Here is a 12,103-nt window from a genome sequence, read left to right on the forward strand (position 1 = left end):
GGTGTTTTTATGGATGAAGATTTATGGTCTATTTTGATTGCGCTGGAAAACAATACCAGGCGAGAAATGTTAAAAACACTCGCAAATTATGATTCATATGGCCTTGAACTGAGCAAGATGATAGGAGTGTCACAGCAGGCTATCAATAAACAGTTGGAAATTCTTGAAAAACTTGGATTAATATCTACAAATGGCAGCATGCCGTCAACCATGGGTCCACCCAGAAAAGTATACAGGTCCATGGGGTTCTCTACCATTACTATAGATTATTCCAGAAATTTCATGAGTATAAAAAAAATGGATATTGACTATGACAATGATAATGTTGATGGAGACAATTCAGACCTGGTGCACGAACTTGATGTTTTGAACCATGAGATCAACCAAATAGACAGAAAAAGAAATTTAATGACGGCTAAAAAGGATATGATAATAGGAAGATTAAAGGAAAAAGCAGCCGGATATGATAATTTTTACAGGAAAATTATATACGAGTACCTTGAAACCATGGACAGCTCAACAGTATCCCAGAACACGGGCGTTCCTGTAGAGATGGTTGAAAGGATAATAAATGATTTTTTGTCTGAATGAAAAAATATTTTTCTTAAATATTTGCACATAACTGGGAAGCATTCTCCTCATATCAGTATAGGGTGTTTTCCAATAATGGGTGTTAAAAGTTATATATATTTTAAATATACATATATATGAAGGTATCATTTAAATTTGACAAGGATGTTGGATTTGTATCAGATGACGGCAAAAAAGAGATAAAATTCAAGAATTCTATAGTTGGCAATGACCAGTACCATTCACCAACTGAAATGTTGCTACTGGCCATGGGTGGATGCAGCAGTGATGATGTGTTGAATATTCTAAAAAAAATGAGAAAGGAAATAAGAAGCTACAGGTGTGAAGTTTCCGGTGAGAAGAGAGATACGGATCCCAAGATGTTAAAATACGGAGAAATACACTACATATTTGAGGGTGATGTGGATCCTGAATCGGTAAAAAAGGCTATTGACCTGTCACTGGAGAAATATTGCTCTGTATCACTGACCGTGAAAAACGCAGGCATTCCGGTTTCCTCTTATTATACAATAAATGGAAAGGATTATCGTTAATTCTTTAATCCGTTTCCTGTAAGCACCAGCATCGAAGAACCTTCAGGATGATATTTTTCATAGGCAGCAAAAACTGTGGCGGAACTGTATTCTGTGTAGAAACCCTTCATTGCCAGGTCTTTTCTTGCTTTTATTATCTCGTTTTCAGATACAGATATGCACATATTTCCACTTTCCATTATACGCACCATATATTTCATCAGTAGTGGACGCTTCGAAACAAGTGCATCAGCTATGGATGAAAGGTTATTGTCTGGATTATATTTATTTCCATTTACCAGTGAACACAGTGGTGATATATTCTCTGGCTGCACTCCCACTATCACGGGCAATTTTGTAATTTCACCGGAATTGTAAAGATGCATTAATCCGCTGTGAAGCCCGGAAAGCAATGTGCCTGCAGAAATAGGCACAAATATGTTGTCGGGCATCTTCCCCTGGAGAAAAATCTCATAGGCCAGTGTGCGTATCCCATCCCTGAATTCCGGATTTAATATGTGGGAAGCGTAAAATCCTGGAGCATTTTCTGCCTCCTCCTGAACATGGTCACGTGACCCGTTTACCTTTATTATGTGTGCCCCATAGCTTTCTATCTGATTCAATTTTTTTGGATTGGCATTAGAAGGAACGTAGATACTGGTTTCGAAACCAGCCCTGGCCCCGTATGCTGCTATTGATGACCCCGCGTTTCCTGAGGAATCTTCATTTATTTTCTCTATATTGAGCTCTTCCCTTTTTGAATACATATAGGATATCAAATTTCTTGCGCCACGGTCCTTATAGGAATATGTAGGGGAGAAATAATCAAGTTTGAATAAAAGATTGCCATTAATTTTTACTATTGGAGTTTGAACTTCTCCAAGTGTTACCCAGTCAGATACATAATCAAAATTTTTATCTATCTTTTCCGTGAACTTCTTTTCTGGAATAATTTCAAAGGGTTCGTTGCATTGCCTGCATCTAAGCTCGTGTCCAATTCTAGGATGGCCATTAAGGCATACTGTGATCATAAAATAAGAATACAACAAAAAATAAAATACTATGCAAAAAATAACCCGTTGGGATGAAATCCTGGAGTCTTTACGGCTGGGACAATATCTAACCTAACGCCTTATACCCGACATTCTTGCCTACTTGAAGGGTGGATTCCTGCTCATGGATCCATAAAAATAATCTTCCTTTTATTATTAACTCAGATAAGATTTAGAGTGTTAGATACATCCTCTTTTCATCGAAATATTTATTTCCTCTCTTAATAGCATTATGGAGTATTCCATATTCTATGAATCCCATGTCCTCATATAGGGAAATCGCCTTTTGATTTCCAGTAAATACACCCAAAATAAGCATCTCAAAATTGCCTTTACACTGTTCTATAGTCTTTTTCATGAGCATTTTTCCAATTCCTCTACCGCGGTACTCCTTCCTGATTGCAATTCCCAATGATCCTATGTGCGAAACTTCATAACCGGGCATGACCCTGTGGACATCACAGAAACCAATTGCCTTCCCATCTTCTTCCGCGACCATCCCTATTACATCTCCACTGATAACGCCCTTGAAAATGTTTGAAAACCATTCAACCTCATATTCAAAAGCCGGTTTTGAGTGATAGAAGACAAGCCCCAGCTCAGGAGTTTCGCTTCTGACTTCATCGTAGTATGAATAATAATTATCGACCAGCTGATTCATATCGGCCCACTTGAGTCCGCGTATTAAAACCATATAGAGATGAATCCTGCTACGTATATGAAGATTTTCAGTTATATCAAGATTCAGAAAACACCCAATACTGAAATGTGAAAATGAGCAAATAATGCATAATAAGCTAACTTGCCATATATAAATACTGTATTGAAAAAAATATGGGAATGGTATTCCCAAATATATTCATTAGATGGAATTGCCATCCCAGGTGGCACCTCTGCTGGTTGAAATTGGAAGCCAATGGCTTCAGTTTAGAAAGGATATCACAGGGACGAGTAGTATGCTTCATCGTAAGGCTCAGGTTTGAGACCTTTCCTTTCCCTGATCTTTGCAACGATTCCGGACTGAAGTTCGTATGGAACACGCTGGTACCCAGAGTTTTCAGAACTCCATATGGCCTTTCCGCCTGTTGCACTTCTTATTGCAGATGCAAATCCTATCATACCTGAAACAGGGGCGTTTGCAACAACTGTGATTTCCTCTCCATTTTGCTGCATATCCTCAACCACACCACGCCTCTGCTGGAGTTCACTGGTAACTGGACCCATTAATTCCTGGGGTACACTGATGTATACCTTCTGCATTGGCTCCAGTAGAACCCTGCCAGCCTGGCACATGGCACCGTATATTGAGTTTCTCCCGGCCGGTATAACCTGCGCAGGCCCTCTATGTATACTGTCTTCGTGCAACTTTGCATCCATTAAACTTACCTTGAGGCCGTATACCTTCTCATTTGCCAGTGGCCCTTTGTTAAGTGACTCATCAAAAGATTCTATAAGAAGTTCCATTGTTTCATCCAGATACTGTATTCCCTTTGTCATATCCAGAAGGAGATTAGCACCATGAATAGATACCAGACCTCTGGCCTCATTATGGTCCAGTCCGGCTTCTTCAAGTGTTGCCATTACAGCCTTCTTATCCTTTATTTTTGACCCGTCAGGTACTTTCCCATCCAGTATGGCCTGAACAACGCCTTCTGGGAGCGGTTCAACCTTGAAATAGAACCTGTTATGCTTATTGGGTGATTTTCCCTCAAATGGCCCACCAGTTTTGTCCACAGTTTCCCGGTAAACTACAAGTGGTGCGGAGGTTACAACGTCTACGTGGTAATCGTTTTTTATCCTGTACAGAGTAATTTCCAGATGCAATTCTCCCATACCGGAAATAAGATGTTCCCCTGTTTCCTGATTTATATCTACCTGTATGGATGGATCTGCCTTGGAGACTGATCTCAGTACATCAATTAGCTTCGGAAGGTCGGCTGTGTGTTTAGCCTCTATTGCCAGGGTAACTACTGGATCAGAGTAATGTGACATGGGTTCGAAATCTTCCATATTCTGTAACGAAGAAACTGTTGAACCGGCTATTGCCCCCTTTAATCCCACAACGGCTGCAATATTTCCTGCCGCTATTTCATCTATGGATATCCTGTCAGGACCGACCATCATTGATAATAATTGCACCTTAGATTTCCCTGCGCCTGTTACATAAAGTTCAGCACCCTTTCTTATTATCCCGGAGAACACTCTTCCAACTGCTATCTCTCCTGCATGTGGGTCTATAAGAATTTTTGTTATCATCATGCTTATGGGGCCGTTGTCATCACATTTTTCCATTGCCTTTCCGATTTCGCTGTTAAGATCTCCGTGCCAGATCTGAGGAATCCTGTATTTCTGTGCCACTGCCGGATTCGGAAGGTTTTTTATTACCATGTCTAGAACCACCTTATGAATGGGTGCTTTTTTGGCAAGTTCCTTCTGTTTTCCTGCGCCTACAAGATCAACTATATCCTTAAATGTTACCTTGAATAATCCCATTGCGGGTACCGATAGTGCCCAGTTATGATAAGCGGAACCGAAAGCAACTGTTCCGTTTTTAACGTTTACGAGCCATGAATCTGCAAACTCCTTGGGTGCGTATTTTGTTATAAGCCTGTTTACATCTGTTATAACCTTTATAAAACGCTTCTGCATTTCATCCCCGTTTAATTTTAGCTCATTGATAAGCCGGTCTACCTTATTGATAAACAAAACGGGTTTAACTCTTTCCTTCAGGGCCTGCCTTACCACAGTTTCTGTCTGCGGCATTACACCTTCAACTGAATCAACAACTATTACTGTACCGTCAACCGCCCTCATGGCCCTTGTCACGTCACCGCCGAAGTCCACGTGCCCCGGCGTATCTATAAGATTAATAAGGTATTCCTGTCCATCAACCTCATGAACCATGGAAGCATTTGCGGCATTTATGGTTATTCCCCTAGCCTGTTCCTGTACGTCATAATCCAGCAACAACTGCTTACCTGCCAGTTCCTCGCTCATCATGCCTGCACCGGCAATAAGGTTATCACTCAATGTGGTTTTACCATGATCTATATGAGCGGCAATATCTATATTCCTGATAAGCTCTGGATGTTCTACTAATTTCATTGCTTTTGCAACATTTTCTTCTTTTCGACCCATTAACAACACCGTTTAAATTTTATAATACTGTATCAAAAATCATTATTTAATAATTATTAAAAATTATTAGAAAACAGAAATAATTTAGCTTTTTATCTGAATTTCTATTCTTACACCATCGGGTATAGATATTCTCATGAGTTGCCTCAGAGTTCTTTCATCAGCATCTACATCCATAAGGCGTTTGTGCACTCTCATTTCCCAGCGGTCCCATGTGGGAGAACCCTCTCCATCAGGACTCTTTCTCAGGGGAACTTTGAGTTTCTTTGTAGGCAATGGAACTGGGCCGTGTATTTCAACACCAGTTCTTTTGGCTATAGCTTTGATCTCGTTGCAAACAACGTCAACTATTTGATTTTCAGTGCCACTCAGTGAAATCCTTGCTTTATATGCCATATCTCATCACGCTACTGTAGCCTTTTCAAGGTCTATGCACTGACCGGCTGCAACGGTCATGCCCATATCCCTTATTGCGAATCTTCCCAGCTGCGGGAATTCTGATACCTTTTCGATTACAAGGGGTTTGTCAGGTATAACCTTGACTACAGCTATGTCTCCTGCTTTTATGAAATCCGGTTTGTCCTTAAGGGTTGTTCCATCCTTTGGGTTTATTGTTTTTATTATTTCCTCAAATCTGCATGCCACCTGTGCTGTATGCACATGGAATACAGGTTTGTATCCAGCCGCTATGACACTTGGATGCTGAAGGACAACTATCTGTGCTGTGAATGATTTTACTACAGTAGGCGGTGCTGAAACTGGTCCGCAGACATCTCCTCTCTTAAGGTCGTTCTTTGCTATTCCCCTTACGTTGAATCCTATATTGTCACCGGGCTCGGCTCTTTGCATTGCGGTGTGGTGCTCCTCTATTGATTTAACTTCTCCTGACTTGTTTGCAGGGAGGAATATGACCTTATCGTTTATTTTAATAACGCCAGTTTCGACTCTTCCTACTGGAACTGTTCCTATACCTGTTATGGAGTATACATCTTCTACAGGTATCCTGAGTGGTTTGTCTGTTGGCTTTGGAGGTACCTTAAGGTTGTTAAGTGCTTCCATGACTGTTGGGCCTTTCCACCATGACAGGTTTGCGCTGGCCTTCATAATATTGTCTCCCTTGTAACCGCTCATGGGTATAATGGGGACATCTCTGAATCCGATTGGGGTAAGCAATTTGGTAACCTGTTCCTTAACTTCGTTGAATCTTTTTTCGCTGAAGGGCGGTTGAGTTGAGTCCATCTTGTTAATTGCAACTATAAGCTGCGAGACACCAAGTGTTCTGGCAAGGAAAGCATGCTCTCTTGTTTGTGCCATTACACCCTCTCCTTCTCTTGCTGAAACAACAAGAACTGCAGCATCTGCCTGGCTGGTTCCAGTAATCATGTTTTTGACAAAGTCCCTGTGTCCCGGTGCATCAATAATAGTAAAGTAGTACTTGTCTGTCTGGAACTTTCTATGGGTAAGGTCTATTGTAACTCCTCTTTCTCTTTCTTCCTTAAACCGATCCATGACCCATGCAAACTCGAATGTTGCCTTTCCCTTCTCTTCTGACTCTTTCTTGTACTCATCTATTATGTGCTGTGGAATCTCTCCGTGCTCGAACAATAATCTCCCGACGAAGGTAGACTTCCCATGATCGACATGCCCTATTATAACTAAGTTCATATGTGGTAATTCTGCCATTTTCTTTCACCTTTAACTAGGATTAGTAATCCTTTCTTTACCATATAATACTTTAATATTTAAATATCTTTCTTTATCAATTGTCCATTAATTCAATATACTCTTATCCTCCAATATATATAGCAAGGGGCAAATTTAATGCTCCCTTTGAGATGCCCTGGCATTCAACATGTGAGAAATTTAAAAACCTTGGTTAATTTTTAGATTTTTTGATAATAAATATATACTAATTTAAAATAAGGCTCTATGGATTCCAAATTTAATATTATTTCAAAGGACAAGGATTCAATTAAAGTGGAAATGATAAATTATGACAATACCCTTTTAAGGCCATTAGCCGAAGAAATACTGAAAGATGATAAGGTTGTAGAGTCATATTATTATATAAAGCATCCAGATATAGACAATCCACAAATTTATGTGAAGGTCAGCACCGGAAAACCCCAGGCAGCCATTAAAAGAACCATAAAACGCATGAATAAACTTTATGAATCATTGTATACAGAACTGCAGAAAGAACTTGGAAAAACTGAAAGCAGTACAGAAAAAAATGAGCAGTAGATATATTTTAGAGATATCCGGTGAAAATATTGAGATTGCCCGTACCGAAATAAAATGTCTCCAGGAAACCTACAGGGATTTTCAGATAATTTATCTGGAAAATAAATTTATAGTGATAGATGGAAACCCGGATAGGGCAATGAATTCTGCATTTACCAATTATATATCCCGAATCGTTGAAGAAAATGATTATTACGATGATTTTTTGGGATCCGGAATGCCGGAGGGCCTTTTTTATGTGAGAGTTATTGGAAAACCAAAGACAGAAACAGAAAACCTCGAATCAGAAATAGGCAAAAACCTTGGTGGCCATGGAAGAATATCCTTTAAGAACCCAGATTTCAAGGTCAGGGCTATTTTCATTGATAAATGGTATCTCTGCATTCTTATATATGAAAGGGATAAAAAAAGGTTTGAGGAAAGAAGAGCCCCTATGAGACCTTTTTTTTCTCCTGTTTCCCTTCATCCCAAATATGCCAGATATCTTGTTAACACCTCAGGGACTGTTGAAGGTGATACAGTCCTTGATCCATTCTGCGGGACAGGTGGCATACTGATAGAAGCGTCCATGCTCGGCAGAAAAATTATAGGAAATGATTCGTCACTTAATATGGTTATGGGCACAAAATTGAATTTTAAATATTTCGGCATAGAGGATTACAAAATGTATAATTTGGACATTGCAGAACTTTCAATAGATAAAAGGGTAGATGGCATAGTTACGGATATGCCCTACGGAAGAAGCTCTGGCATTAACAATCATGACATAGTGGAGCTATATAAGGAATCATTTATTAAATTCAATGAACTACTGAAAAGCAGTGGCAAATGCTCAATAATAGTAAACAATATCCAGTTTCTGGATTATGCACGGGACTATTTCAATATAGAAAAAATAGTGCCTGTGTACCAACATAAATCCCTGATAAGGCAATTTGTAATTTTGTCTAAAGTTAATTAACCGGTATTATCCTTATCTGAACATTTTCTCCATCTATCTCCCATGTTTTTCCGTCACTGGATGAGGAAAATTCTATGCTTTTGCTCAAAGTTTCCTTTTGTATAAGATCTTTGAATTTATCAATAGATTTTCTTATGTCACCTACTGCGTTGATAGTGGTTTTTATGTTTGCTGAATATTCCAGGTTGAGATCTTTTCTCATAATCTGGATTCTCCTTATGATTTCCCGGGCATATCCGGCAAGCAGCAGATCAGTGTCTATATTTTTGTTAATAAATACAGATATTCCGGTTTTTTCATCGCTGGCAAAGGCATATTCCGGGTATGGTTCCTCATGGATCTCTAAGAATTCTTCTGTGAATTCATTTCCTCCATAGATTATTTTTCCCGTATTTTTTAATTCGCTGTATATTTCGCTACCGGACAGATATTCTGCAAACCTGTTTGTATCTCCCCTTAATATGGGAGCTACCTTTGAGAAAACAGGTTTTAGTGTTACTTTTACAGGCCTTCCGTCAAATGGGATAAACTTGATTTCCCTGGCGTTGAGCTCAGGAGATATTATATCAAGTATGGACTGGTTTAATTTTACGTCACTGTATACGAGTATGTCGTTTACAACCTGCCTGCCCTTTATGTTTGACTCCTGCCGCGCACGCCTGGACAACTCCATCATAGATATTGCGTATTTGAATTCTTTTTCAAGATCTGTATATATGTAAGAACTATCAGGATCCGGATATTTTTCAGAATGTATAGTTTTTTCGGGTCCGGAAAGTTTCTGGTACATGTAATCTGAATAGAAAGGGGCAAGGGGTGCAAGCATTTTCAGTATATTTATAAGGGTATAATACAATGTTTCGTATGCTTTCCTTTTTTCCTCATCCAGTTCCCCTTCCCAGAATCTCTTTCTGGAAAGCCTGAGATAATAATTGGAAAAATCATTGATCAGATCCATTAAATTCCTTAAGGCTATGTGCATGTCAAATTCATCCATGTTTTTCCGTACATTTTCTATGGTAGTATTTAATCTGGAAAGAATCCATTTGTCCAGCAAGTTTTCTGGTGCCTCCAGTTCCTTGAAGACAAATCCATCAAGGTTTGCATTTGAAGCAAAAAATGAGTATACGTTCGAAAGTGTTCCAAATACCTTCCTGCTGGTATCATTTATGAGTTTTTTATCTATAGATTTTGAATTCCATGGGGCGCCAGTATAGAAGAATAACCTTGCAGGATCAGCCCCATACATAGATATGAACTGGCTAGCTGTGACAAAGTTGCCCTTGCTCTTGCTCATTTTCTGACCTTTCTCGTCCAGGATAAAACTCATGGACATAACGTTAGTATAGGCGTTTCTGCCGAACAGAAGGGATGCTATTACATGAAGCGTGTAGAACCATCCCCGTGTCTGGTCAATTGCTTCAGTTATAAAATCTACGGGAATGTTTTCTGTGTTGAAATTTTTATTGAATGGATAATGCATTGCGGCATAGCTTGCACTCCCTGAGTCAAACCAGGTATCTATGACATAGGGTTCCCTGGACATAGGTTCCGAACATTCAGGGCACTTTAGTTTTACATTGTCAATGAATGGCCTGTGAAGGTCATCGGGTATATTTCCACCATACTTTTCCAGGTCTTCCCTGCCTCCTATGGCAAGATAGTGCTCATTGGCGCATTTCCATATGGGCAGTGGTGTCCCCCAGTACCTGTTCCTGCTAAGTGCCCAGTCCTTTGCATCATCAAGGAAGTTGCCGAATCTCCCATATTTTAGGTATTCCGGATACCAGTTAACCTTATCATTGTTTTTCTTGAGAAGATCCCTTATTGTGGAAACACGGATAAACCATGCATCCAGAGGGTAGTATAAAAGCTTAGTTCCACATCTGTAGCAGAATGGGTATGTATGTTTTATTTTCTGGCTTTTAAACAGAAGTTTATTCTCTTTTAGATATCCAATTATCTCTGAATTGGTATCCATGACGAATTTATTCTTCCATGGGACACTATTATCAAATTTTCCCTCAGAATCTACCGGATTTACAAGGTCAATATTGTATTGCTTTGCTATGTCGAAATCATCGGCACCAAATGCCGGTGCAGCATGCACTATTCCTGTACCATCCTCTGCCGTCACAAAATCTCCGGCAACAACCTGAAGTGCATTTTTACCAACACGCAAAAAGGACATTAGCTGGTCATAACGGATGCCAACAAGATCACTGCCTTTCATGGTTTTCAGAACTTTTGGGTTCTTGAACAGCGATTGTACCATATGGGACAGGACATAGTATTCGTTTCCATCATCTGAAACAAGAGCGTATTCTAAATCTTTGTTAACAACAAGAAGCTCATTTGATGGCAATGTCCATGGTGTTGTTGTCCATGCTATAAGGTATCGGTTCATGCTATTCTTTACCTTGAATTTTACATACACGGATGTGTCGTCTGTATTTTTATAACCCTGGGCAACTTCATGGGAACTCAGGGATGTTCCACATCTGGGGCAGTAGGGAACTATCTTGTAATCCTTTACAAGCATTTTATCTTCGAAAAGTTTCTTCAGGGCATACCATTCACTTTCCATATAATCGTTCCTTAGTGTTACATATGAGTCCTTTTCATCGATCCAGTATCCTATCTCACTGTCTATGGCATTCCACTCGTCTATGTATGTAAAAACACTGTTTCTGCAGTATTCATTGAATTTTTCTATGCCAAAATCCTCAATTTCTTTCTTTGTATTAAAACCAAAATGCTTCTCTGCCTCAAGTTCAACCGGCAAACCATGACAGTCCCAGCCACCTGTTCTCCGCCCTATGTCATAGCCGGACATATATTTGTATCTCATAACTGTGTCCTTTACGGTTCTTGTCATAAGATGCCCTACATGCGGTCTTCCATTGGCTGTTGGTGGCCCCTCTAGAAATGTATATTGCTTCAAATTCCTGCTCTTATGGAGTATGTTTTCGATAATTTTATGGTCTTCCCAGTATTTCCTTATTTCTTTCTCGATATCCATCAGTGATTTGTTAACATCAATAGTCTGGTAAAAATTCGCAGTCATTATCCGTTGAGTAATAAAATGTATTTATTATTTTTTATAATTCCATGGTATTAACAAAAACGCCAGCACATAAAAATATTTCTGGCCTATTTTGAGGCTTTTATTACCGGGATATTTTTCAGTTCCTGTATTTGCTATATGAATATATCAGGTCTATAAGGTTTTTCTCCATTTTCTCATTTATGGTGCCATCCTCTTTCTTTTTGATTATATAATCCTTGGCATCCTTAATCCCCTTCTTTGACGTAATGGAATAAATGCTTCCCCTTAAAGCACCCCTGACACTATCAGGTAGATCTTTCAGTATAGTTCCCAGCATATAGTTAAATTCATCTTCCCTTCTCATATCCAGCTTTTTGGATGCTTTTTCACCATTATTTTCCCTGTAATTTTTATTTACTCTGCTTCCGTATTTCCTATATTTGTAATTGGCCATTCACTTTTATAGGTTAAATTTATATTTAATATTTGTTAATTCAGGCAAGATTTAAAATTGTATAAACATTATATATCAGGAAAAAATATAGTTTAAGGTTTG

At 39.1% G+C, this 12,103-nt stretch carries 11 protein-coding genes; 4 read left to right on the plus strand and 7 right to left on the minus strand.

The window, feature by feature from the left end; translation table 11 throughout:
* Positions 1 to 9 precede the first annotated feature (9 nt).
* Positions 10 to 591 (plus strand): ArsR family transcriptional regulator, encoded by a 582-nt coding sequence (locus AMDU4_RS00525; RefSeq protein ID WP_021786052.1) that lies wholly within the window; start codon positions 10 to 12, stop codon positions 589 to 591.
* 116 nt (positions 592 to 707) lie between these two features.
* Entirely contained in the window at positions 708 to 1,124 is a 417-nt protein-coding gene (locus AMDU4_RS00530; protein ID WP_021786053.1) for an OsmC family protein, read from the plus strand.
* Here the strand turns inward: AMDU4_RS00530 and AMDU4_RS00535 are convergent.
* From AMDU4_RS00535 to tuf, 5 genes are all read right to left on the minus strand, one after another.
* Positions 1,121 to 2,134, minus strand: coding sequence for a pyridoxal-phosphate dependent enzyme (locus AMDU4_RS00535; protein ID WP_021786054.1), 1,014 nt, complete (start codon positions 2,132 to 2,134; stop codon positions 1,121 to 1,123). The genes AMDU4_RS00530 and AMDU4_RS00535 overlap by 4 nt on opposite strands.
* Positions 2,135 to 2,327: 193 nt before the next feature.
* Positions 2,328 to 2,849 carry a GNAT family N-acetyltransferase gene (locus tag AMDU4_RS00540; protein WP_021786055.1) on the minus strand — a complete coding sequence of 174 codons (522 nt, stop codon included), beginning with the start codon at positions 2,847 to 2,849 and terminating at the stop codon, positions 2,328 to 2,330.
* Positions 2,850 to 3,094: 245 nt separating this feature from the next.
* Positions 3,095 to 5,293 carry an elongation factor EF-2 gene (locus tag AMDU4_RS00545; protein WP_021786056.1) on the minus strand — a complete coding sequence of 733 codons (2,199 nt, stop codon included), beginning with the start codon at positions 5,291 to 5,293 and terminating at the stop codon, positions 3,095 to 3,097.
* Between the two features lie 84 nt (positions 5,294 to 5,377).
* A complete protein-coding gene (gene rpsJ / locus AMDU4_RS00550; RefSeq protein WP_021786057.1) occupies positions 5,378 to 5,689 on the minus strand; it encodes a 30S ribosomal protein S10 in 312 nt (103 codons plus the stop codon).
* 6 nt (positions 5,690 to 5,695) lie between these two features.
* Complete coding sequence (gene tuf, locus AMDU4_RS00555) at positions 5,696 to 6,976, minus strand: translation elongation factor EF-1 subunit alpha (protein WP_021786058.1); 1,281 nt, start codon at positions 6,974 to 6,976, stop codon at positions 5,696 to 5,698.
* A gap of 246 nt (positions 6,977 to 7,222) precedes the next feature.
* Between tuf and AMDU4_RS00560 the strand changes: the two genes are divergently transcribed.
* Complete coding sequence (locus tag AMDU4_RS00560; protein ID WP_021786059.1) at positions 7,223 to 7,537, plus strand: DNA-directed RNA polymerase subunit L; 315 nt, start codon at positions 7,223 to 7,225, stop codon at positions 7,535 to 7,537.
* A complete protein-coding gene (locus AMDU4_RS00565; RefSeq protein WP_290703774.1) occupies positions 7,497 to 8,498 on the plus strand; it encodes a DNA methyltransferase in 1,002 nt (333 codons plus the stop codon). The genes AMDU4_RS00560 and AMDU4_RS00565 overlap by 41 nt, the downstream gene beginning before the upstream one ends.
* Here AMDU4_RS00565 and ileS read toward each other — a convergent pair.
* Positions 8,491 to 11,565: an isoleucine--tRNA ligase gene (gene ileS / locus AMDU4_RS00570; protein WP_021786061.1), complete on the minus strand. Its 3,075-nt coding sequence runs from the start codon at positions 11,563 to 11,565 to the stop codon at positions 8,491 to 8,493. The genes AMDU4_RS00565 and ileS overlap by 8 nt on opposite strands.
* Before the next feature lie 118 nt (positions 11,566 to 11,683).
* The gene (locus AMDU4_RS00575; protein ID WP_021786062.1) at positions 11,684 to 12,001 is read right to left on the minus strand and encodes a hypothetical protein; all 318 of its coding nucleotides are present in this window, start codon (positions 11,999 to 12,001) and stop codon (positions 11,684 to 11,686) included.
* Positions 12,002 to 12,103: the final 102 nt, after the last annotated feature.

This window comes from Ferroplasma sp. Type II (genome assembly GCF_000496155.1).

Coding starts and splice junctions, on each gene's coding strand:
- AMDU4_RS00575 (WP_021786062.1), bottom strand. CDS start 12,001: ATGGCCAATTACAAATATAGGAAATACGGAAGCAGAGTAAATAAAAAT.
- ileS (WP_021786061.1), bottom strand. CDS start 11,565: ATGACTGCGAATTTTTACCAGACTATTGATGTTAACAAATCACTGATG.
- AMDU4_RS00535 (WP_021786054.1), bottom strand. CDS start 2,134: ATGATCACAGTATGCCTTAATGGCCATCCTAGAATTGGACACGAGCTT.
- rpsJ (WP_021786057.1), bottom strand. CDS start 5,689: ATGGCATATAAAGCAAGGATTTCACTGAGTGGCACTGAAAATCAAATA.
- AMDU4_RS00560 (WP_021786059.1), top strand. CDS start 7,223: ATGGATTCCAAATTTAATATTATTTCAAAGGACAAGGATTCAATTAAA.
- AMDU4_RS00540 (WP_021786055.1), bottom strand. CDS start 2,849: ATGGTTTTAATACGCGGACTCAAGTGGGCCGATATGAATCAGCTGGTC.
- AMDU4_RS00530 (WP_021786053.1), top strand. CDS start 708: ATGAAGGTATCATTTAAATTTGACAAGGATGTTGGATTTGTATCAGAT.
- AMDU4_RS00525 (WP_021786052.1), top strand. CDS start 10: ATGGATGAAGATTTATGGTCTATTTTGATTGCGCTGGAAAACAATACC.
- AMDU4_RS00545 (WP_021786056.1), bottom strand. CDS start 5,293: ATGGGTCGAAAAGAAGAAAATGTTGCAAAAGCAATGAAATTAGTAGAA.
- tuf (WP_021786058.1), bottom strand. CDS start 6,976: ATGGCAGAATTACCACATATGAACTTAGTTATAATAGGGCATGTCGAT.